The sequence below is a fragment of the Arthrobacter sp. Y3221157 genome (genome assembly GCF_059089865.1).
Map to the genome: position 1 here is coordinate 1 of NZ_JBNHFD010000063.1, position 21,609 is coordinate 21,609.

Sequence of the window (21,609 nt, forward strand, 5' to 3'; positions counted from 1 at the left end):
GGCGGCCAGCGCCGCCTCCGCCCGTTCCCCTGCCGCGGCCCGGCCGACGTGCCGGTCCAGGCCGAACCGGACCTCGTGCAGGGCGCTCCGCTCGAACAGCTGGTCCCGTGGTTGCTGGAAGAGAATTCCAACGGATGCCGCGGTGCTGCCCACGGGTCGCTGTGCAATGTCGGTGCCTTGGACCAGTACTGACCCGCTTCCCGGCCTGAGCAGGCCGTTGAAGTGCCGCAGCAGTGTGGACTTGCCCGCACCGTTGGGACCCGTAATGGCCACCACCTCACCCGGGTGGACGGCCAGGTCTATGCCCTGCAGTACCGGGGGCGGGAGGCTGCCGGCAGCAAAGTCCTGGCCTGGCCTGCGCCTGAAACCCCGTCTGCGCTGTATATCGTTCCGGTAGCCGAAGGTCACGTTCCGAAGTTCCAGGGCCGGGGCCGTGCTGCCGCTGCGGCGGGAAATCGCGGTTTCCCGCGGCGGGGCCTCGTGCGGCCGCCGGATTCCCGCCGGCAGGGCACCGCCCGCCTGGAAATGGGCGGGCGGTCCGCTGGCGCTGACTGTCCCTTCCGCCAGGACAAGCCACGTTGCGGCGTCCAGCAGCGGGGCGTCGAGCACCTGGCTCAGGATGACGACGCCGGTTCCGGCCGCGGTCAGGCGGCGCACCAGCACCTCCAACTCGCGGACACCGGGGGCGTCGAGGGAGGCGAACGGCTCGTCCATGACCAGCACCGGCGGACGGGTGATGATGGCACAGCCGATGGCCAGCCGCCGCAGCTGGCCGCCGGAGAGCCGGGCAGGGTCCCGCTCCAGCAGTCCGGTGAGCCCGAGCAGGCCCGCAGTGTGTTCCACCGCCGCCCGCATGTCCTCGCGTTCCATCCCGGCGTTCTCCAGGCCGAACGCGAGTTCCTCCGCCACCGTCGCCTTGACCGTGGACAGGATGGCAGACGCATCCTGCGGGACGAACCCCGCCTGCCGGCCCCACTGCGCCGGATCGATCCGCGGATCCGTGGCGCTTCCGTCAAACTCCAGCCGCTGCCCGGCCAGTTCCAGGAATCCTGCCAGCACGCCACCCGCACCCGGGGACAGCCAGCCGGCGAGAAGTTTGCCAAGCGTCGTCTTGCCGCTGCCGGAAGTGCCCAGGACTGCGGTGAGTGTTCCTGGGGCCAGCTCGAGATCCACGCTGGAAAGGACCGGTGCACCGCCGCCGTGGTAGGCGAAGCTGCGGATGCCTGCTGCCAGCACCGGGCGGAGAAGGTGGTGCACGTCAGTTCCCCTCTGCGTAGTGCCACAGGCGCACGGCAACCACGGCCGCAGCGGCAAGCACCAGCACCAGGCGCAGGACCCGTTGCGGCAGCGAATCCGGCACGACCCGGTAGCTGGTGCGGGGGCCGGTGCTGCTGAAGCCGCGTGCCTCCAGGGCAGCGGCCCGGGTTCCGGCGTCCTCCACCAGTGACAGGACCAGCGGGACAGCCTGGAGGCGGAAGGCGGCTGCCCGGTGCAGGAGCCCGCGCCGGATCACCAGACCGCGCGATTCCTGGGCCTGCCTGATTCGCTCGGTGCGGGCAGCTATGGCCGGCAGCAACGTGAGGGTGGAGGCGAGCACGAACCCGAACCGGCCACGGATGCCGCGCGCGGACAGTGCCGCCACCAGGTCCGGGACGCTGACGCTGAAGGAGTAGGCCAGCAGGATAAGGACCACCGCGGACAGCTGGGCCGCCCGCTCGAGCGCGAAGGACAAACCCTCTGCGGTGACGCGGACCGGACCCCACTGGGCGAGAACCGTCAGCCCCTCCGGAAAGGACAGCCCGTGCACAATCAGCAGGGACAACCCCAGGGGCAGCAGCACGGCGGCGGCAGTGGGCAGCATCCGGCGGGCGGTGCCCGCCGCCACCGAGAGCGCCAGCGCAGCGGCGGATACGGCGACGGACAGCGGAAGGCTCGCCGCCGCCGTCGTGATCACTGCTGTGCTGCCGGCCGCTGCCAGTCCGGTCAGCGGATGAATCCGCACGGGTATGCCTAGGACGCCTGACCCGGCCCCTGCACCGTCGCTTCGGTCCGCGTTGCTTCCGGCGCGGGAGCCTTGCCGGCGAGCACGCGGTGCCGGCGGACAAACGGGAACTGCTGGCTGGCGCGGCGCGGCAGTGCGTAGACCAGCACAGCCACCACGGTAAAGACGATGGCCTTGTCCATGGGGTCCGAAATGAGTGCCTGCTTGGTGATGGCGGCCAGGAGGGTATCGCCCATCGAGCGGAAGGCGCTGACGATCGCACCCGTGGCCACCCCGGAGGTGCCGCCGAACACGAAGGCCGCAACCGGTGCGGACACTACGCCGCCGATGATCCCGGTGGCGAAGCCGGCCACGGGCGCGAGGTAGAAGCGGCGGAACAGGCCGTAGCGCGCGGCCAGCCCGGCGAGGCAGCCGATCAGTGCGGCCCCGGCGGCAAAGGGAAGCACAGTGGGGTTGAAGAAGGACCAGACGATGCTGCTGAGGGCGCCGGTGGCGGCACCGGCTGCCGGTCCTGCCAGCACGGCGATCAGGACGGTGCCGATTGCGTCCAGGTAGAACGGGACCAGGGTGCTGCCCACGAACTGGCCGAGGACGATGTTCAGGACCAGGGCCACCGGGATCAGCACCACCGTGGAGGCCGGAAGTGTGGGGAGGATGGCGACGATCAGCAGGACAGCCCCGGCCAGGAAGCCGGACAGGGCGACCAGGGCCGCTGCGCTGCCGGGGCCGCCGGTGATGTCGGCAGGCTGGTTGAGCACCAGGTAGATGTAGGTGGCGGCGATGGCCAGGCCGCCGAGGATTTCCAGCAGCCGGCGCCTGCGGGCGGCAGCGGGGGCTGGAGACGGCAACGTCAGGGAGGGCGATGACATGGGGTTCCTTCTGGGGTGCGGCACTTCAGGGCCCGGAAAATGCCGGGCCGTGCGGGACGCCGCCTATGTCACCTCGGCAGCAGCCGCACCGGATTACCAACCGGCGGGCCGGGGACCATTCTACCGGTGGTGGAGTATTTCAGCCCAGCCGGGCTGCGAGGCCGCCAACGGTGGATACCAGTTCGCGGAAGGCCTGCTCCGGGTTGTTGCCGGAGACGATCCTGGCGTTGGGTTCGATGCCCCACAGGCCGCGGAAGTCGGCAACCGTTGTTCCGGCGAAAAGCGGCGATTCCGCCTCAACGTCCACGGTAGCCGGCCGGGCCGTGTACTCCAGCGTTCCCGCCGCCACGCCGGCGGCGAAGAAGTCATGGACGTGGGCAAGGTAGCCCTGGTCGTAACGCCGATGGAACTCGAAGTAGAACCGCAACGCATCGGACAGGTGCCTGATGATCCCGTTGTCCGAGGTGCTCCGCTGCCCTTCCGGCTGGTCCGGGAGCACCAGTTCGGGGACGGCGGCGCCTGCCGCTTCCGCCAGTTGCCGGACATGCTCCGGCCGCATCTCGATGCGTTCTGTCGTGTCCAGCGAGCACACCACGGGAAGCTTTTCCATGGCCCGCCCACGGTAAGCGGCGTAGACCTCCTTCGCCGCGTGCGGGTCCACGTGGGTGTTCCATTCCGCGGTAGGCGTGGTGTTGCCCTGGTAGTAGAAGCAGCCGCCCATGATCACCACACCGGCCAGGAGCTGCGGAAGGTCCGGCTCCTTGCGGAGTGCCAGCGCAAAGTTGGTCAGCGGTGCGGTGACCAGTGCCGTCAGCTCCCCCGGCCGTGCCTTGGCATGTTCAATCCAGAGGTCGACGGCGTGGCGCGGCGACACCCGCCCTTCCGGTTCCGGCAGGACGGCGTGGCCGATGCCCTGCGGTCCGTGAGTCTCAGGGGTGGTCAGCAGCGGTACGGACAGAGGCCTGCGCGCACCGATGGCCACTTCCACCCCGTGCCGGCCGCACAATTCGAGGAGCGCGAGGGTGTTGCGCGCCACCTGGTCCGCATCGACGTTGCCGGGTGTTGCCGTCACCGAGACGAACTCCGTGTCCGGCAGGGCCGCGAGGTAGGCAACGGCCAGTGCGTCGTCGATGCCGGTATCGACGTCCAGGAGGTAGGCGGGCATGGCGGCCTAGAAGAGTGCCACTTTGGGGACTGCGGGGAAGATCCCGTCCAGTTCCTGCAGGTCGGCTTCAGTGGGGATCCAGTCGGCAGCCGCGGCGTTCTGCCGGACCTGGTCCGGCCGGGTGGCGCCGGCGATGACGCTGGCCACCGACGGCTGGGCGGCAAGCCAGGAGAACGCGACGTCGATTTCGGTGAGCCCGCGTTCCTTGGCGAAGCGGCTGAACCGTCCCAGCTGCTCCCAGTCGGCGTCGTGCACCATGTGCGTCCGGGTGTGGCTGAGCCGGGAGCCTTCGGGCGCGTGCCCGGGCGAGTACTTGCCGGTGAGCAGGCCGTTGGCCAGCGGGAAATACGGCAGGACCCCCAGGCCGAATTCCTTGGCAGCCGGCGTCACTTCCAGTTCCGCCCGCCGGTCCAGGAGGTTGTAGTGGTTCTGGGTGGAAATGAAGCGGGCGCCGCCCAGCTCCCGCGCCACGTACTCGGCCTGCGCGATCTGCCAGCCGGCTCGGTTCGAGTGGCCGATGTACCGGACCTTGCCGCTGGTGACCAGCGCATCGAGGGCGGACAGGGTCTCGTCGATGGGGGTCAGGGGGTCCGGGGTGTGGAACTGGTAGAGGTCGATCCAGTCCGTGCCGAGCCGCCGCAGCGAAGCCTCCACCGCCTGGATGATGTAGCGCCGTGAGCCGCGTGCGCCGAAGTCGGGCCCGTTGGCGCCCTTCATGTCCATGCCGAACTTGGTGGCCACCACCACGTCGGCGCGGCGGCTGCCCAGGGCTTTGCCCAGCATTGTCTCGCTGAGCCCCGGCTCCCGGCCGTAGGTGTCGGCGACGTCGAACAGGGTGATCCCGGCGTCCAGCGCAGCGGCGACCACGGCGTCGGTGGCTTCCTGCGATTCGGTGGCGGTGCTGGCGCGGCCGAGGTTGTTGCAGCCCAGGCCGACCGTGGAGACCGTCAGCCCTGATTTTCCGACGCGGCGGTAGGTGGTCAAGGAAACTCCTAGAGGCTGAACGTGGTGGCGGACCTGGCGGAGTGCTTCACTTTGAACTTGTCCGGTTCCTTGAACGGGGCCGCGGCGATGGTGAGCTTGGTGAAGTCCAGGTCCTCGCCGCGGGCGCAGACCTTGATGGCGTTGGCGGCCTTGTTGGCGTCCGGGCAGAGGCAGAAGATGTTGAGTTTGAAGTCCGTGAATTCGGACCGGTCCACGGTGCCGAGGCCGCGCCAGGCAAGGTGGCTGACCAGGGCATCCTTCGCCTTTTCCTCCAGGAACCGGTCGCGTTCGGTGCCTTCCCTGGTCTTCAAGGCAAACTGCGCCACCACCCAGAACTGCTCCTCGTCCGGAATCTCCGCGTAGCCGTCCTCGGCGCACTGCACGGCGAAGGCGTCCAGCAGCGCATCGGCGGCCGCGGCGTCTGCGACGTCCGTCTCTTCGGTCTTGCTCTGGTGCCCCACCACGCCGAAGTTCATCACGAACTGGCTGTACTCCTCGTCGAACCAGGCCTCCCGGAAGTGGAGCACGCCCTCGTCGTCGCGCTTGTAGACCCTGACAATCCCGCTCATTTGCGTCCTTCCGTGAACCATTCGACGTCGGTGCCGTCAAAGGGTGCCTGTTGTGCCTTGACGGCCCGGTAAAGTTCGTCCGCTGCGGCCTGGATGTCTCCGATGAGCCGTTCGGGGTAGTTCATGGACATACTGTGGTCGGCGAACTCGTCCTGGTCGTCGATGAAAACGCCCCGGTCCGCGGTCCGGATGACGTCCAGATCCATGTCGATGACGTGGAACTCGGTGACGGCCGGCCGGATGTCCGTCCATTCGTGGCCTACTGCCAGGTCCACATAGACCCGTACCCCGTTCGGATGGGCCGAGTCGTAGAACGTGGCAACCCAGTCCCCATGTCGCGGGACCAGCAGGACGGCGTCGGACCGGGTGTAGAACGCGGCGCCCGGGCGCGAGCAGAACTCGTTGGTGCCCTGGAAGATCCACCAGCCGTGCCGGTCCTCGCCAAGGTAGCGCCCCGGCACCACCCAGTGGGCCTTGCCGTTCCATTTCCGGTTCCGGGACACCACCAGCTGGCCGGGCTGGAGGCCGCTGGGGACCCTCGTTGTTGTGGTGTGCATGACCGGTCCGGACTCCCCCGTTGCGCCCGGAATCTTCAGCGCATCCTCTTCCCTCACAGGATTGGAAGGCTGCCGGTGGTGGGGTGTTGTTGCCCCGGCAGCGGGCGCGCGAACGGGACCTTCGTCCCCAAAACCTGCGCGACGACGTCGTGCGTAATCTGCTGGGCAGTGAGCCCCACACGCTCCAGGACCTGGCTGCGGCTGCCGTGGTCCAGGAACTCGACCGGCAGGCCGACCTCGTTCAGGGCAGTGTCCACCCCGGCCGCGCGCATCTCCTGGCGGATGCGCGAGCCCACGCCGCCGGCGCGTACGCCGTCCTCGATGCAGACCACCAGCCGGTGGTGGGAGGCAAGCGCGATGATGGAGCGGCGGACGGGAAGGGCCCACCGCGGATCCACCACCGTGGTGCTGATGCCCTGCGCGCCAAGCCTGTTGGCGACGTCGAGGGCCAGCTCGGCCATGGCGCCGACGCTGACGATCAGCACATCGTTCTCCGTGGACCCCGAAGGACGGCGGGCCAGGATGTCCACACCGTCGCTGAGGCGTTCCAGTGCTTCAACTTCGGCCCCCACAGAGCCTTTGGAGAAACGGACAACGCTGGGCGCGTCGCTGATGGCGATGGCCTCGCGGAGTTCCTCCCGCAGCCGGGTGGCATCGCGGGGAGCAGCCAGGTGGAGTCCGGGTACCACCTGGACCATGGCCATGTCCCACATGCCGTGGTGGCTGGCGCCGTCCGGACCAGTGACGCCGGCGCGGTCCAGGACGATGGTGACCCCTGCCTTGTGCAGGGCAACGTCCATGAGCAGCTGGTCGAAAGCGCGATTGAGGAAGGTGGCATAGACAGCCACCACGGGGTGCAGGCCGCCGAAGGCCATGCCCGCCGCGGAGGTGAGGGCATGCTGCTCGGCGATGCCGACGTCGATGACGCGGTCCGGGTGCTTGGCCGCGAACTTGTGCAGGCCTACCGGGATGAGCATGGCTCCGGTGATGCCCACCACATCCTGCCGTTCGTCGGCGATGGCAGCGATCTCGTCGGCGAAGACCGAGGTCCAGGACTTGGCGCCGGCTTTCCCGGTGGGTTCGCCGGTTTCCGGGTCGATGATGCCGACGGCGTGGAACTGGTCCGCCTCATGCGCGCGGGCAGGGGCGTAACCGTGCCCCTTTTCCGTCATGGCGTGCACGATGACCGGGCCGTTGTAGTGCTTGGCGGTGGCGAGGGCATGCTCCATCGCCTGGAGGTTGTGGCCGTCCACGGGCCCGATGTACTTCATGCCGAGGTCCTCGAACATGCCCTGCGGAGCCCACCAGTCCTTGATGCCCTTCTTCATGGCATGCAGGCTCTTGTAGGTGAACTGGCCCACCGGGCCGCCGTCCTGGAGCTTTTTCTTCCACCAGTCCAGCGCCACCTCATAGGCGGGGGCGGTGCGGAACGAATCGATGGTGGGCCGCAGCGAGGCCAGGTAGTCCGCGAATCCGCCCACCGTCGGGGCGTAGGACCGGCCGTTGTCGTTGACGACGATGACCACCCGCCGCTTCTTGTCCGCGGCGATGTTGTTGATCGCCTCCCAGGCCATCCCACCGGTCAGTGCCCCGTCACCGACGACGGCGACGACGTGCCGGTCGCCTTCCCCGGTCAGCTGGCGGGCGCGGGAGATTCCGTCCGCCCAGGACAGTGAGGAGGAAGCATGCGAGCTTTCCACGATGTCGTGCTCGGACTCGGCACGGGACGGGTAGCCGGACAGCCCGCCTTCCTGGCGGAGGGTGGTGAAGTCCTGGCGTCCGGTGAGCAGTTTGTGGACATACGACTGGTGGCCGGTGTCAAAGACGATGCTGTCACGCGGCGAGTCGAAGATGCGGTGCACGGCGAGGGTCAGCTCCACCACGCCAAGGTTTGGCCCGAGGTGACCGCCCGTCTGGGAAACGTTTGTGATCAGGAATTCCCTGACCTCCGAAGCCAGCTGCTTGAGCTGTTCTTCGGTCAACTCGTTCAGGTCCTGCGGATTCCGGATGGTGTCCAAGATTCCCAATGACCCCTCCTTCAGGTGGTAGACGTGCCGTTTAACTCTAACGCCTTGGTCCACGGGACCGGACGCGCCTGCACAGCCGAAGCCCCGGCTGGTCGGTGACCGGCCGGGGCTTCGGGAGATGCTGCCTGCTGGGCAGTTCCCGCTAGTTCGCGGAAATCTGGCGCAGCACGTACTGCAGGATGCCGCCGTTGCGGTAGTAGTCCGCTTCACCCGGGGTGTCGATGCGCAGCACGGCGTCGAACGTGGTGGCGGAACCGTCTTCGGCGGTTGCCGTGACCTTGAGGGTCTTCGGCGTGGTGCCTTCGTTCAGGGCGGTGACGCCCTCAACGGAGAACGTCTCCGTGCCCGCCAGGCCCAGCGACGCAGCCGACTCGCCGGCCGGGAACTGCAGGGGCAGGACACCCATGCCGATGAGGTTGGAGCGGTGGATGCGCTCGTAGCTCTCGGCGATGACGGCCTTGACGCCCAGCAGGGCAGTACCCTTTGCTGCCCAGTCGCGGGAGGAGCCGGAACCGTACTCCTTGCCGGCCAGGACCACCAGCGGGGTGCCGGCTGCCTGGTAGTTCTGCGCTGCGTCGTAGACGAACGCCTGCGGGCCGCCTTCCTGGGTGAAGTCGCGGGTGTAGCCACCTTCGACGCCATCCAGGATCTGGTTCTTGATGCGGATGTTCGCGAACGTTCCGCGGATCATCACCTCGTGGTTGCCGCGGCGGGAACCGTAGGAGTTGAAGTCCTTGCGCTCCACGCCGTTGGCCAGCAGGTACTGGCCGGCAGGGGTGTCGGACTTGAAGGAACCGGCCGGGGAGATGTGGTCGGTGGTGACCGAGTCGCCCAGCTTCAGCAGGACGCGGGCGCCCGTGATGTCCTTGACCGGCTCCGGCTGCGCCTGCATGCCCTCGAAGTACGGGGGCTTGCGGACGTAGGTGGAGTTCGGATCCCAGGCGAAGGTGTCGCCTGCCGGGGTGTCCAGTGCCTTCCAGCGATCGTCGCCGTCGAAGACGCCTTCGTAGCCCTTGGCGAACATTTCCTTGTCGATCGAGGAGTCGATAACCTGCTGGACCTCAACCGGGTTGGGCCAGATGTCCTTCAGGAAGACGTCGTTGCCGTCGGTGTCCTGGCCCAGGGCGTCGGTTTCGAAGTCGAAGTCCATGGAACCGGCCAGGGCGTAGGCGATGACCAGCGGCGGGGAGGCCAGGTAGTTCATCTTGACGTCCGGGTTGATGCGGCCTTCGAAGTTGCGGTTGCCCGAGAGCACCGCGGCGACGGCGAGGTCGTTGGCCTGGACAGCCTCGGAAATCTCGGCTTCAAGCGGGCCGGAGTTGCCGATGCAGGTAGCGCAGCCGTAGCCCACGATGTAGAAGCCGAGCTTCTCCAAGTAGGGGGTCAGGCCGGACTTCTCGTAGTAGTCGGTGACCACCTTGGAGCCGGGGGCGACGGAGGTCTTGACCCACGGCTTGGCGGTCAGGCCCTTTTCGACGGCGTTGCGTGCCAGCACGGCGGCGGCGAGCATCACGGACGGGTTGGACGTGTTGGTGCAGGACGTGATGGAAGCGATGGTGACAGCACCGTGGTCCAGCTCGAACTCGCGTCCGTCAGCCATCTTGACCGGCACCGGGCTGGAGATGCGTCCGGCGCCGCCGTGCGCTGCCGAGTACTTCGGCGGTTCCCGGTCGGTGTCGGAGACGTGGGTCGCTCCAGCGGTGAAGGACGGGGCGTCGGAGGCCGGGAAGCTCTCCTCAAGGGACTCGTCCAGGGTGCCGGCATCGGCGTCGTGGGAAACGTAGTTCTTGAGGTCGTGGCGGAACTCGTCCTTGGCCTCGGTGAGCTCGATGCGGTCCTGCGGGCGCTTGGGGCCTGCGATGGACGGGACAACGGTGGAGAGGTCCAGTTCCAGGTACTCGGAGAACTTGATGTCGCGGGAGGGATCGTGCCAGAGGCCCTGTTCCTTGGAGTAAGCCTCCACGAGGGCAACGTTCTGCTCGGAGCGGCCGGTGAGGCGCAGGTAGTCCAGGGTGACGTCGTCGATGGGGAACATCGCGGCGGTGGAACCGAATTCCGGGCTCATGTTGCCGATGGTGGCGCGGTTTGCCAGCGGCACAGCGGCGACGCCCTCACCGTAGAACTCGACAAACTTGCCCACAACACCGTGCTTGCGCAGCATTTCGGTAATGGTGAGCACCACGTCGGTGGCGGTGGCGCCGGCCGGGATGCTGCCGCTGAGCTTGAAGCCGACGACGCGCGGGATGAGCATGGAGACGGGCTGGCCGAGCATGGCTGCCTCGGCTTCAATGCCGCCGACGCCCCAGCCGAGCACGCCCAGGCCGTTGACCATGGTGGTGTGCGAGTCGGTTCCGACGCAGGTATCGGGGTAGGCGCGGAGGGCGCCGTCAACTTCGCGGGTCATAACGGTGCGGGCCAGGTATTCGATGTTGACCTGGTGCACGATGCCGGTTCCCGGCGGGACCACCTTGAAGTCGTCGAACGCGGTCTGGCCCCAGCGCAGGAACTGGTAACGCTCACCATTGCGCTGGTATTCGATCTCCATGTTGCGCTCCAGCGCACCGGAGTTGCCGAAGGCGTCGATCTGAACCGAGTGGTCGATGACCATTTCGGCCGGTGCCAGCGGGTTGACCCGCTTGGGGTCACCGCCCAGTTCCTTGACCGCTTCGCGCATCGTCGCCAGGTCAACCACGCAGGGAACGCCGGTGAAGTCCTGCATGATCACGCGTGCCGGCGTGAATTGGATTTCTGTATCGGGCTGGGCATTCGGGTCCCAGCCGGCCAAGGCGCGGACGTGATCGGCAGTGATATTCGCGCCGTCCTCGGTCCTCAGCAGGTTTTCAAGCAATACCTTGAGGCTGAACGGAAGGTTTTCTGCACCTTCAACGGAGTTCAACCGGAAAATTTCATACTCGGTTCCGGCTACATTAAGTTTGCCTTTTGAACCGAAGCTGTCCACAGTGCTCATCGCAGGACTCCTCTCGCAACAGTTTCATCTTTGTCGCGCGGTTGACCGCCTGCTAGTTAGGACGCCCTAATTACTTTCGGGCCCGAAAATTGCACACGGCCGGCCGTGAATACGGGCGCGACGTGGGACTACTACGGCCATCGTAGTCGATAACCGCGGCGGCATCACGGGCGGGGAACAAGCAGCGCCACTGTTTCAAGGTGGTGGGTGTGGGGGTAGAGGTCGAACGCGCGCAGCCCGGCCAGGCCCCAGCCGGACTGGCGGAAGTAACCCACGTCACGGGCGAACGACGCCGGGTCGCAGGACACGTAGGCAATGGCGCGCGGGTGCGCCGCGACGAGCTGTCCCACCACGGCCTTGCCGGCACCGGCCCGGGGAGGGTCCAGGATGAGGGCGTCAAAGTCCCGCGGTTTCTGGCGCAATACCCGCTCCACGCGGCCCTGGATGATCTCCACCTGAGGGGCGGCGTGGAGGTTCTTGCGGGCGTCCCGGCTGGTTCCCGGGGCGCCCTCCACGGACAGGACCGACCCCGTCTCCCCCACGGCGTCGGCCAGCACGGCGGTGAACAGGCCCGCCCCGGCATAGAGGTCAGCCACCACGGCACCGGCATGAAGGAACCCGCCGCCGTGCAGGAAATCTGTGACAGCCCCCACAAGCGTGTCGGGCGCGTCGCGATGGATCTGCCAGAACCCCGCGCCTGTGACACGGTAGTCGTGGCCCGCCGCCGATTCCTGCACCCAGGTCCGGCCGCGGAGCTGAGTGACGTCCTCCGTGACCGGATCGAAGGACGCGACGGACACGTCCGCGGGCAGTTGGGCCGCCACGGCGGCCAGCCGCTTTGCCTTCGTCCCCGGTGCCGGGGCGAGAAGAACCAGCGGCCGTGACCCGTTGGCCGGCGCGGCCACCTCCACCCGTTCGATCCCCTGCAGTTCCAGGTTCCAGAGCTGCAGGGCGTTGATGGCGTCAGTGGCCAGCGGCATGTCCCGCACCGGAACAATGTGCGTAGACCGGTGTGCATGCATCCCGAGCTTGCCGCCGGGGGTGACCGAAAAGCTGGCGCGCGTCCGCCACGCGAGGCCCGTGCCGCCGTCGGACGCTGCTCCCCCATCGCCGCCGGCACCCACCGGCTCCACTGCCGCGGAAAGTTCTACGCCGGCCAGCCGGCGAAGCTGCTCGGCCAGCACGTCGGCCTTGAGGCTGCGTTGCCGCTGGAGGGTGATGTGCCCGAACTCAGCACCGCCGACTGGCGGACGGCCCTGCTGCCAGGCACGGCCTGAATCCGCAGGGCGCCAGAAGTGCTCCACACGGTCAGGTGACGCTTCCAGCACTTCGATGACATCGGCCCGCCAGAACTTGGCTTTGTCCTCCGCGTCCGTCAGGCGCACGCGGACCTTTTCGCCAGGGATAGCGTGCCTGACAAAGATGACCCGTCCCTCGTGGCGGGCCACGCAGTGCCCGCCGTGGGCCACCGGTCCGACGTCGAGGACGGCTTCTTCGCCGCTGTGCCCGCCGGCCTCCGGCGTAGCGGCAGGGGTGGTGGAGGTTTTGGCGGTCATTGGACGTCCTGGAGGTTCTTTGCTTCTTCGGATGATTTGAGCTGCCAGGGAACGCTGGCCACCATGACCCCGGGTTCGAAGTGCAGCCGGGTCTTGATGCGCAGTGCGGTCTGGTTGTGCACCAGCTGCTCCCACCACTTGCCCACGACATATTCGGGGATATACACCACGATAAGGTCGCGCGGGGAGTCCAGCCGCATCTGCTTGATGTACTCCATAATCGGGGTGACGGTTTCGCGGTAGGGACTGGCCAGCACCGTCAGCGGCACGGGGATTTCGAGTTTTTCCCAGTCGGCGACGGTCTGGGCCGTTTCCTCGGGATCGATGTCCACGGTGATCGCGTCAAGGCGGGAGGGCCGCGACGCCCGTGCATACGCCAGGGCCCGCAGGACGGGTTTGCGCACATGCGAGACCAGGAGCACGGCATGCACCCTGGTAGGCAGGGCCCGCGGGGACGCGTCCTCGTCCACCGCCAGTTCCCGGGCGACGTTGTCGTAGTGGGCTTTGATGCTCCACATGATCAGGTACAGGATGAACATGGCCAGCAGGGCAAGCCAGGCGCCCTGCTCAAATTTGGTGACCAGCACAATGACAAGGACGGTGGCGGTCATGCCGAAGCCGACGGTGTTGATCGCGCGGGACTTGGCCATCCGTCGTCGGTCTGTCTTGTTCCTGGTTACCTTCAGCTGCCGCCCCCAGTGCCGGACCATTCCCAGCTGGCTGGCGGTGAAGGAGATGAAGACCCCCACGATATAAAGCTGGATGAGCTTGGTGACATCGGCATTGAAGGCCAGGATGAGCACCAAAGCCCCAGCCGCCAGGGCCACGACACCGTTGCTGAAAGCCAGGCGGTCGCCCCTGGTCCGGAGCTGGCGCGGAAGGTAGCCGTCCTGGGCAAGGATTGAGCCGAGGACGGGAAACGCGTTGAACGCAGTGTTGGCGGCGAACACCAGGATGACGCCGGTCGCTGCGACCACAACGTAGAACAGGATGGAACCGGGGCCAAAGATGGTCTGGGCGATCTGGCTGATGACAGGGTTCTGGATGTAACCCTCCGGCAGCGGGCTGCCGTTCAACAGGAGTTCGGTGGCGGGGTCCAGGACGACGTGGACCTTGGTGGCATTGGCAAGGTAGATGATGCCTGCCAGCATGGAGGCGCCGATGACGCCCAGCAGAAGCAGGGTGGTAGCGGCGTTCTTGCTCTTCGGCGGCCGGAAACTGGGTACACCGCTGCTGATCGTTTCGATGCCGGTGAGCGCTGCGGCGCCGGAGGAGAACGCGCGAAGCAGCAGGAAGGCACCGGCCAACCCCACCAGCCCTTCATCGAAACCGGCTGCGGGCACGATCGTGAAGGCCGCTGACGGCGCCTCCCCTAATTGTCCGGTGGCCGCCTGGAAAATCCCCACGGCCGTCATGCCGAAAATTGATGCGATGAAGATGTACGTGGGTAATGCGAAAAGGGTGCCGCCTTTGCTAGCACCCCGCAGGTTGAGCAGTGCCAGGATGACAATGCCGACGGCGGCGATCAGCGCCTGCTGCCCATACAGTGAAGGGATGGCGGTGGCCAAGTATGCCGCGGCGGAGGACATTGACACAGCCACAGTCAGGACATAGTCCACCAGCAAGGCAGACGCCACCGTAATGCCCGCGTTCTTCCCGAGGTTTTCACCGGCGATCTGGTAGTCCCCGCCACCGGAAGGATACGCATGGACGTTCTGCCGGTAGGAGGCAACCACGGTCAGGAGCACCACCATCACGGCCAGCCCAACCCAGGGGGAGAAGGCCACTGCACTGACGCCGGCCAGGGCGAGCGTCAGCAGGATTTCGTCCGGTGCGTAGGCTACGGAGGACAGGGCGTCGGAAGCGAAAACCGGTAGTGCAATCTTCTTTGGAAGCAGGGTGTGGGAAAGCCGGTCGTTCCGGAACGGCCTGCCCACCAGCACGCGTTTGACGGCGTTCAGTATTGTCAGCACCCCACAAAGCTAGTCTGATTCCCTGGGGTTGTCATGACGGCCCCTTGACAGGGGCAACGCCGGATGCTGGCGGTAGAGTTCTAGCTGCACAACCTGCACAGGATTACAGAGGAGATACGGTGGCGCATTTCGTGATCATGGGATGTGGCCGGGTGGGGGCGACGCTGGCTCATACGCTGGAGGACGCCGGGCATTCCGTGGCCATCATCGACCAGGACGACCGCGCCTTCCGCCGGCTCCGCCAGGGGTTTACCGGCCGCAAGGTCACCGGTGTCGGCTTTGACCGCGACACCCTCAAGCAGGCGGGCGTGGCCGAAGCCTACGCATTCGCTGCCGTGTCCAGCGGCGACAACTCCAATATCCTCGCCACCCGGGTGGCCCGCGAAACGTTCCACGTCCCGCACGTGGTGGCCCGCATCTACGATCCCGGCCGGGCGGAAATCTACCAGCGGCTGGGCATCCCCACTGTGGCCGCGGTGCGCTGGAGCGCAGACCAGGTCCTGCGTCGAATCCTTCCCGAGCAGCACCTGGCGGGTGATTTCCGGGAGCCCTCCGGACGCCTGGTCCTGGCTGAACTGGACCTGGACACCGGCTGGATCGGACACCGGATCAGCAGCATCGAAAAAGCGGCGGACGTCCGGGTGGCATACCTCACGCGCTTCGGCGAGGGCATGCTCCCCGATGCGGGAACCGCCTACCAGGACGGCGACACGGTCCACGCCATGTTGCAGGTGGACCGCAGCGCGCACGTCGCCCAGATCCTGGCCAAAGCCCCCGCCAAGGAGTTGCAGTGAAAGTCGTTATTGTCGGCGCGGGAAGCGTCGGGTCATCCATCGCAAGGGAACTGCTGGCCCATAAGCACGAAATTTTGCTGATCGACCTGAAGCCGGAAGTGATCGGCCGGAGCGGACTGCGCGGCGCACACTGGCTGGTGGGCGACGCCTGCGAGTTGAGCACACTGCAGGGCGCCAAGGTGGAAGAGGCGGACGTGGTGGTGTCAGCCACCGGCGACGACAAGGTCAACCTTGTGGTGTCCCTGCTCGCCAAGACCGAATTCGGCGTCGGCCGCACCGTGGGCCGCGTGAACAACCCGAAGAACGACTGGATGTTCAACGATTCCTGGGGCGTGGACGTGGCCGTCAACACGCCGCAGCTCATGACAGCGCTGGTGGAGGAGGCCGTGGAAATCGGCGACCTGGTCCGGCTCCTGACCCTCCAGACCGGAGTGTCGTCCCTGGTCGAATTTACCGTGCCGCACGATTCGCACGTGATCGGCCGGACGGTGGGGCAGATTGACTGGCCGGAGGATGCCACCCTGGTGGCAATCCTGCGCGACCACGCCCCCATCACGCCCAGCCGCGATGACGTCATTGACGGCGGCGACGAGCTGTTCTTCGTGACAACCATTGCCGCCGAGGACCAGCTGCGCGCCCTGCTTTCACCCGAGGCGGCCGACTCGATGGAGGAAGAGCACCAGGAAGAAGGGGTGCCGGCAGGCCGCGCGGAACAGCAGGCCTTCGAGGACGACGGCTTCGACGGCTAATGGCCGCGGGGCGCCGTCAGGCTTTCGGCGCCGGTTCCCCGCCCGTCAGGTCCTTTGCCGGCGCAGGACGGGTCACCAGCCAGGCCACCCAGACGCCCAGGATGTACAGCGGGGCCCCCATCAGGAGGCGGGTGGTGGCAAGTGCGGCAAGGCCTTCCGGGCCCATCAGGTACAGCGGCACCTGGACGAGAAGCCGGAGCGCCAGGACCGCCACTATGATCCAGGTCCCCAGCCGGTAGGCCTTGAGCCGGCCCGGGTCCTTGCGCCAGTCGAGGCCTTCGTTCCGGATGAACCCGAACAGCAGTCCGGCCACCGGCCACTTGACCAGGATGGAGACCACCATTGCGATGATGTACGCCGCGTTGGTGAAGAAGCCCGGGAGGTAGAAGTCCTCGGCCTTTCCGGTGGTGTTGGCCAGCCAGGCGGAAATTCCGACGCCGACAACGCCGGCGAGTGCCTGGGTCAGGGGCCGTCGCTGGATGAGGCGGACCACGGTGAACACCGCAGCGGTGCCAAGTGCGGCAACCAGCGACGGCGGAAGGTCCTGCGTGATGGTGAAGGCAACCAGGAACACCAGGCCCGGCATGATGCTTTCCGCGATGCCCTGGACTCCACCGGCACTGCGCAGGACATCCACCCGGCCGTCGTGCGTCCTGTGCAGTCCCGCCTTGGCCGCGTATTCGGCGGCGAGGCCCGCCACAGGCGAGGACTCCTGCGCTGTCCCCGGCTCCTGCTCCGGGCCGTTGTTCCCGGACCGGGATCCTCCGGAGGACGGGTCGGGCTGGGGCGAGGTCATTCGTTCTCCTGACGGGACAATATCTCGTAGCGGGGGTTGAACATGGTGGGCAGGCCCTCGCTCCGGGACAGCATTCCCTCGAGGCGGAGCTCGGTGCCGGCTTCGATGCCGGGCACCCGCCTGCGTCCAAGCCACACCACCCGCAGCCGGGGATGCCGCCCCGCTGCGGGTCGCTGCCGGCCGGGCCCGGACTCGGAGACGATAGCGCTGAAAGCGGCGCTCCGGTCCGCCGGGACGTAGGTGATGGACTCGATCCGTCCCTGGCAGAGCACCCGGCCCTTGACGGGCAACTGGCTGAGGGGCGTGGTGCGGCCACCGTCCCTGGATGCTCCATCCGGCACGGAATCAGCCAATCTGGGTGATTTCCGGGCCACGCTCCGGTTCCTGCAGGCCGGGAGCAGCAGGCGGGGGCGTGGCAGTGGCATCCTTCGGCAGGCGCAGCTGGAGGAGGTCACGGGGCGGCATGGGGCTGTCGCCCCGGACTACCACTACCTTCTTGAACAGGGCTTCGAGGGGTCCGGCCGCCTCACGGTCCAGTGCTGCGGCGCCGCCCAGGACGCCGCGGAGGAACCAGCGGGGACCGTCGACGCCGATGAAGCGGGCCACGCGGTAGCCCTGGCTGCCGTCGGGCAGGCCGGCGGGAAGCTTGGCGACCAGTTCCGTCCCGAACTCACCCTGCACCTCCTCGACCTGGCCGCCCTGGGCGCCCACTGACTGGCCGATCTGGCCCCGGATTTCCTCCCACAGCTCTTCGGTCTTGGGCGCGGCAAACGCCTGCAGCTGAAGGCTCGAACCGTTGAGGTCCATGGTGACGGCCACCACCCGCTGGGTGGCTTCCTCAACTTCCAAACGCAACTGCAGGCCCTCGCTGGGCGTGATCAGGAGCGCCCCGAGGTCAACGTAGCCGTCGCGGCTGCTGATTTCGGATGCATCGAAAGGGCCGCTGGCACGGCGTCCGGTGCTGCCCGCTTCGGCGTCCGCGGGCTCCGCGAGCGTCAACGGTTCGTCCGGTTCGGCCGCCTGTTCCTTCTTGGCTTTCCTGCCGAGCCCAAAGACCATCAGGGTGTCTCCTTAGTTGTGAAGTTCCGGTCCGGCCTGGGGAGGCCCCGCCGTCGTGCTTGTGCCGGCCGCCGGCGTCTGCGCCGGCACGAAACCGGCGTTAGGGAAGGGTGAATCCGCCGGTTGACCCGAACCCTCCGGTGCCGCGTACGGATTCGCTCAATTCTGGGACCGGGACGAACTGCGCGTGCTCTACGCGCTGGATGACCATCTGGGCAATTCTATCGCCGCGCCGCAGTTCGATGGGCTGGCTTGCGTCGGTGTTGAGCAGGGTGACGGAAATTTCGCCGCGGTAGCCCGCGTCCACCGTGCCGGGAGAATTGACGATAGTGAGACCGTGTTTGGTGGCCAGGCCGGAGCGCGGATGGATCAGGGCCACGAAGCCATAGGGAAGCGAGATGGCCACTCCGGTGGGAACGAGCTTGCGCTCACCCGGCTGCAGGACTACGTCCTCCCGCGCCCGGAGGTCAGCGCCGGCGTCGCCCGGGTGCGCGTAGGACGGCGCCGCCAAACCCGGGTCCAGCATCTTCAGCTGGACCTGGAGGGTGGGTGCCGGGTTGTCCGCGCCCGGGGCTGCGGGTGCTTGGTGGAGGGCAGTGTCGAGTGTGGCGGGATGATCAGTCACAGTCACTCACTCTAACCCCCGCGCCCGCGCCGGACCTAGGCGTCCCGCTCACGGCACGGGCGGGGGCAGCATGACCCCCGGTCCAATGCCGGCCCGGGGACACCAGGCGCAAGATGAAATAGCGGGGCAAAGGTGGAAAGCTTGGCGTATGCCCGAATCAAGCTCCCCTTCGCCCGTGCCCAATTCTTCGTCCACGGGAGCGTCGGTGACCTACAAGGAAAAGCTTTGGCCCAACCTGTGGATCTGGATCATCGCGGCGGGTGTTTCGGGCGCCGGAATCCTGGTTTTTGCCCCCATCAGCGCGGCCGCCGGTTTTACTGCGGCAGCGGTGCTCTTTGTCATCATCACGGTGCTCCTGTTGCTGTCCACTCCCACCATCCTGGTGACCGGGGACACGCTGACGGTGGGCCGCGCCACCATCGAGCGCAAGTTCGTGGGTGACGTGCAGGAATTCCGCGGCGAGGAAGCAACGGCAGAGCGCGGGACGCGGCTCAATGGCCTTGCCTACCTTTGCATACGGGGCTGGATTGATCCCGTGGTGAAGATCGACATCACGGACCCCGCGGACAGCACACCCTACTGGCTCACCTCCACCCGGCACCCGGCCCGGCTCACGGCAGCCCTGACCCGCAGGTAGACCCCGCTCCGGCGGCAGCAACTTCCCTGCCCCTCTGCCGCCGCCGGCCCGGATCCACAGTTGCGGCCCTCGGTCCCCTGCTACGGCGGAAAATCGCGGCACGCCCGGCCCCTTGAGGCAAAACACGTACACCGGGTGGCAGAGTTTCGATTGATAGTAATGCCAGGGTGGAGGATTTGGATGCAGGATCTACGGCTTGTGGGCGTGCACGACGACGGGACGCACCTCCTGTTGAGCGGAGCCGGCGGCGAGATGTTCCAGCTGCCGATCGATGAAGCCCTGAGGACGGCAAGCAGATCGGCGGCAAAGCGGCCCGCCGACCGGCCTGCCATCCCCATGTCCCCCCGGGACATCCAGGCGCGGATCCGTGCCGGTGCCACGGCCGCCGAAGTTGCGGAATTGTCCGGGCTGCAGCTCGCCAAGGTGGAGCGCTATGAGGGGCCGGTCCTGGCGGAGCGCGAGTACGTGGCTCAGCAGGCCCGAAAGGTGGAAGTTGCCACGCCCTCCCCCGGCCACGACGTGTACCGGGCGGCGTTCGGCGACAGCCCGGCCACCCTGGACGATATGGTGGCCCACCGGCTGTCCGCGCATGGAATCGATCCTTCAACAGTGGAGTGGGACTCCTGGCGCCGGCAGGACGGGACCTGGACCGTCTCGGCCAGCTTCGAACCCCAGACCGGCGGTACGGCCGGCATCGGCGAGGAACCGCCGGCGTTGTGGACCTTCAACCCGGTCCGGAAATCCCTGCAAAACACCAACCGGTGGGCGCAGCAGCTGAGTGAACTGGAGCCGCTTGACGGTCCTGTTCCCGCGCGGCGGCTCTCAGCCGTCTCGGACAGGCCCTTCGACTTCGAGGCCGATGCGGACAACGTCCGTTCCGGCCCCGGCAACCAGGCCGGACCTGGCCAAGGTCCGGGCAAGGACCCTGACGGGCTGCTCGACATGCTGCGCTCCCGCCGCGGACAGCGCCTGGGCGTGGACGAAGATTCCGACGACGCCCTCGCGCTGCTGCTGACCCATGGCGTACCGGCAGCCCACCCCCGTCCGTCGGAGGTCATCCCGGAACCGGAGGAGCCGGAGACCGGGCCGCAGGACGATATGGAGGACGCACCCGCCGCCAAGGGGGATTCCTTTATCCGCCGGCGCGACGCCCGTCCCTCCATGATGTCCAGGCTCAGCCTCATCGCGCCGCACCGCGATCCGGTGGAGGAGGCCCTGCGGCTGCACGACGGCGTCAGCACAGACACCCGCGAAGTCACCATCGTCGCGTCCCCCACCCGTCCTTCGGGCACTGCTTCGGCCGGAGTGTCCCCAACCGGTACCGACGAGAGCGGCACCGACCAAGCGGGCGACGATTCGGAGCTTGCAGCAGCCAGTGGGGCCGCTGCATCTCCTAATGTCGGCCTGAACGAATTGCTGGGCGGGGCTCCTCGCCGGCGGGTTTCCAGACACGACGACAGTACGCCCGTGACTGGCCAACTGCCCGAGACGGAGGCACCTGAACGCCAGCCGTCCAGGCCGAAGCGGTCCAGTGTCCCGTCCTGGGACGAGATCGTTTTCGGCACCCGCGGCGACTGAGGACCTAACTAGGACAGGCTCTCCACGAGCACTTCTTCCAAATAGCTCCATTCCACTGACAGTTCCCCCAGTAAGGCTTCCCCGGCCAGGAGCCCGGGTGGCAGGTGTGGTGGTTCCCAGTCCTGGGATTCACTGTTGTAGCGCCGGCCGGCGGGTGAAATCCAGCCCGGCGGGCGGTCCTTGCTGGCGGGGGTGGGTTCCCAGCCGCTGCCGTGTTTCATCCGGTGATGTTTTGGGCAGAGCTGTCCCAGGTTCCTGAGGCCGGTGGTCCCGCCGTGATGCCAGGCGAGCAGGTGGTCGGCTTCGTTGTCGAGCGAGGCGTTGCTGCAGCCGGGGAACGGGCACTTGCCGTCCCGCAGCCGCAGCCACCGCCGCATTGCAGCCGGTATCCGGTAGTTCTTTCGGCCGATCTCCAGCGGCGCCCCGTCCCGCGGGTCCACCAGTACGCGATAGAACGACGCCGCCCCCTCGGCCACGAGTTGCCGGGCCATCGACGCCGGAACCGGGCCATGACCATCCAGCACCGCGGGCTCGTCAGTGACCCCCAGCAGCGACAACACCGGCACGGTGACGAGCACCTGCGCCGCCGGGGACGGGACCTCCGCCAGGCTGGCCGCTGCCCCAGCGCCCGGCGCAACACTGCTCCCGGCGCTCAGCAGCGCCGCCGCGCCGATACCTGCGGCCGCGCCCGTAGCCGCACT

General features: G+C 67.4%; 20 protein-coding genes. 4 read left to right on the forward strand and 16 right to left on the reverse strand.

What is annotated here, in order from left to right; genetic code table 11:
- The 11 genes from AC5RTT_RS14560 to AC5RTT_RS14610 all read right to left on the reverse strand — a co-directional run.
- Positions 1 to 1,257 (reverse strand): ATP-binding cassette domain-containing protein (locus AC5RTT_RS14560; RefSeq protein ID WP_494145800.1); only part of this gene is annotated, 1,257 nt, incomplete at its 3' end.
- Position 1,258: 1 nt separating this feature from the next.
- Positions 1,259 to 2,002, reverse strand: coding sequence for an energy-coupling factor transporter transmembrane component T (locus AC5RTT_RS14565; RefSeq protein WP_494145801.1), 744 nt, complete (start codon positions 2,000 to 2,002; stop codon positions 1,259 to 1,261).
- 8 nt (positions 2,003 to 2,010) lie between these two features.
- Positions 2,011 to 2,871, reverse strand: a complete 861-nt coding sequence (locus tag AC5RTT_RS14570) for an ECF transporter S component (protein WP_494145802.1) — start codon at positions 2,869 to 2,871, stop codon at positions 2,011 to 2,013.
- A 139-nt stretch (positions 2,872 to 3,010) separates the two neighbouring features.
- Positions 3,011 to 4,036, reverse strand: coding sequence for a nucleoside hydrolase (locus AC5RTT_RS14575; RefSeq protein WP_494145803.1), 1,026 nt, complete (start codon positions 4,034 to 4,036; stop codon positions 3,011 to 3,013).
- A gap of 6 nt (positions 4,037 to 4,042) precedes the next feature.
- On the reverse strand, positions 4,043 to 5,020 hold the full coding sequence (locus tag AC5RTT_RS14580; RefSeq protein WP_494145804.1) for an aldo/keto reductase: 978 nt from the start codon (positions 5,018 to 5,020) through the stop codon (positions 4,043 to 4,045).
- Between the two features lie 8 nt (positions 5,021 to 5,028).
- Positions 5,029 to 5,589: a hypothetical protein gene (locus AC5RTT_RS14585; protein WP_494145805.1), complete on the reverse strand. Its 561-nt coding sequence runs from the start codon at positions 5,587 to 5,589 to the stop codon at positions 5,029 to 5,031.
- Complete coding sequence (locus AC5RTT_RS14590) at positions 5,586 to 6,203, reverse strand: DUF402 domain-containing protein (protein WP_494145806.1); 618 nt, start codon at positions 6,201 to 6,203, stop codon at positions 5,586 to 5,588. The genes AC5RTT_RS14585 and AC5RTT_RS14590 overlap by 4 nt, the downstream gene beginning before the upstream one ends.
- On the reverse strand, positions 6,200 to 8,173 hold the full coding sequence (gene dxs, locus AC5RTT_RS14595) for a 1-deoxy-D-xylulose-5-phosphate synthase (RefSeq protein WP_494104196.1): 1,974 nt from the start codon (positions 8,171 to 8,173) through the stop codon (positions 6,200 to 6,202). Before dxs ends, AC5RTT_RS14590 begins: the two co-directional genes overlap by 4 nt.
- A 142-nt stretch (positions 8,174 to 8,315) precedes the next feature.
- Positions 8,316 to 11,141 (reverse strand): aconitate hydratase, encoded by a 2,826-nt coding sequence (locus tag AC5RTT_RS14600; RefSeq protein WP_494145807.1) that lies wholly within the window; start codon positions 11,139 to 11,141, stop codon positions 8,316 to 8,318.
- Positions 11,142 to 11,305: 164 nt separating this feature from the next.
- Positions 11,306 to 12,697, reverse strand: a complete 1,392-nt coding sequence (locus AC5RTT_RS14605; protein WP_494145808.1) for a class I SAM-dependent RNA methyltransferase — start codon at positions 12,695 to 12,697, stop codon at positions 11,306 to 11,308.
- The gene (locus AC5RTT_RS14610) at positions 12,694 to 14,670 is read right to left on the reverse strand and encodes an APC family permease (protein WP_494145809.1); all 1,977 of its coding nucleotides are present in this window, start codon (positions 14,668 to 14,670) and stop codon (positions 12,694 to 12,696) included. The genes AC5RTT_RS14605 and AC5RTT_RS14610 overlap by 4 nt, the downstream gene beginning before the upstream one ends.
- Before the next feature lie 119 nt (positions 14,671 to 14,789).
- Here AC5RTT_RS14610 and AC5RTT_RS14615 point away from each other — a divergent pair, with 119 nt between their 5' ends.
- Both AC5RTT_RS14615 and AC5RTT_RS14620 read left to right on the forward strand, forming a co-directional pair.
- The gene (locus AC5RTT_RS14615) at positions 14,790 to 15,464 is read left to right on the forward strand and encodes a potassium channel family protein (RefSeq protein ID WP_494011028.1); all 675 of its coding nucleotides are present in this window, start codon (positions 14,790 to 14,792) and stop codon (positions 15,462 to 15,464) included.
- On the forward strand, positions 15,461 to 16,213 hold the full coding sequence (locus AC5RTT_RS14620) for a potassium channel family protein (RefSeq protein WP_494145810.1): 753 nt from the start codon (positions 15,461 to 15,463) through the stop codon (positions 16,211 to 16,213). Before AC5RTT_RS14615 ends, AC5RTT_RS14620 begins: the two co-directional genes overlap by 4 nt.
- Positions 16,214 to 16,229: 16 nt before the next feature.
- On the opposite strand, the gene AC5RTT_RS14625 is transcribed toward AC5RTT_RS14620, so the two are convergent.
- The 4 genes from AC5RTT_RS14625 to dut form a co-directional block, all read right to left on the reverse strand.
- On the reverse strand, positions 16,230 to 17,009 hold the full coding sequence (locus AC5RTT_RS14625) for a DUF3159 domain-containing protein (RefSeq protein WP_494145811.1): 780 nt from the start codon (positions 17,007 to 17,009) through the stop codon (positions 16,230 to 16,232).
- Positions 17,006 to 17,350, reverse strand: a complete 345-nt coding sequence (locus tag AC5RTT_RS14630; RefSeq protein ID WP_494011025.1) for a single stranded DNA-binding domain-containing protein — start codon at positions 17,348 to 17,350, stop codon at positions 17,006 to 17,008. Before AC5RTT_RS14630 ends, AC5RTT_RS14625 begins: the two co-directional genes overlap by 4 nt.
- Before the next feature lie 4 nt (positions 17,351 to 17,354).
- Positions 17,355 to 18,068 carry a DUF3710 domain-containing protein gene (locus AC5RTT_RS14635; RefSeq protein ID WP_494145812.1) on the reverse strand — a complete coding sequence of 238 codons (714 nt, stop codon included), beginning with the start codon at positions 18,066 to 18,068 and terminating at the stop codon, positions 17,355 to 17,357.
- 100 nt (positions 18,069 to 18,168) lie between these two features.
- Complete coding sequence (gene dut, locus AC5RTT_RS14640) at positions 18,169 to 18,693, reverse strand: dUTP diphosphatase (RefSeq protein WP_494145813.1); 525 nt, start codon at positions 18,691 to 18,693, stop codon at positions 18,169 to 18,171.
- Between the two features lie 148 nt (positions 18,694 to 18,841).
- Between dut and AC5RTT_RS14645 the strand changes: the two genes are divergently transcribed.
- Both AC5RTT_RS14645 and sepH read left to right on the forward strand, forming a co-directional pair.
- Positions 18,842 to 19,330, forward strand: a complete 489-nt coding sequence (locus AC5RTT_RS14645; protein ID WP_494145814.1) for a DUF3093 domain-containing protein — start codon at positions 18,842 to 18,844, stop codon at positions 19,328 to 19,330.
- Between the two features lie 180 nt (positions 19,331 to 19,510).
- Complete coding sequence (sepH, locus tag AC5RTT_RS14650) at positions 19,511 to 20,908, forward strand: septation protein SepH (RefSeq protein ID WP_494145815.1); 1,398 nt, start codon at positions 19,511 to 19,513, stop codon at positions 20,906 to 20,908.
- An 8-nt stretch (positions 20,909 to 20,916) separates the two neighbouring features.
- On the opposite strand, the gene AC5RTT_RS14655 is transcribed toward sepH, so the two are convergent.
- A partial coding sequence (locus tag AC5RTT_RS14655; RefSeq protein ID WP_494145816.1) for an HNH endonuclease signature motif containing protein occupies positions 20,917 to 21,609 on the reverse strand: 693 nt, incomplete at its 5' end.

Bases quoted from the DNA above. Each gene is read 5' to 3' on its own strand.
- AC5RTT_RS14570 (WP_494145802.1), bottom strand. From the start codon at position 2,871: ATGTCATCGCCCTCCCTGACGTTGCCGTCTCCAGCCCCCGCTGCCGCC.
- AC5RTT_RS14575 (WP_494145803.1), bottom strand. From the start codon at position 4,036: ATGCCCGCCTACCTCCTGGACGTCGATACCGGCATCGACGACGCACTG.
- AC5RTT_RS14585 (WP_494145805.1), bottom strand. From the start codon at position 5,589: ATGAGCGGGATTGTCAGGGTCTACAAGCGCGACGACGAGGGCGTGCTC.
- AC5RTT_RS14600 (WP_494145807.1), bottom strand. From the start codon at position 11,141: ATGAGCACTGTGGACAGCTTCGGTTCAAAAGGCAAACTTAATGTAGCC.
- AC5RTT_RS14605 (WP_494145808.1), bottom strand. From the start codon at position 12,697: ATGACCGCCAAAACCTCCACCACCCCTGCCGCTACGCCGGAGGCCGGC.
- AC5RTT_RS14625 (WP_494145811.1), bottom strand. From the start codon at position 17,009: ATGACCTCGCCCCAGCCCGACCCGTCCTCCGGAGGATCCCGGTCCGGG.
- AC5RTT_RS14635 (WP_494145812.1), bottom strand. From the start codon at position 18,068: ATGGTCTTTGGGCTCGGCAGGAAAGCCAAGAAGGAACAGGCGGCCGAA.
- AC5RTT_RS14645 (WP_494145814.1), top strand. From the start codon at position 18,842: ATGCCCGAATCAAGCTCCCCTTCGCCCGTGCCCAATTCTTCGTCCACG.
- sepH (WP_494145815.1), top strand. From the start codon at position 19,511: ATGCAGGATCTACGGCTTGTGGGCGTGCACGACGACGGGACGCACCTC.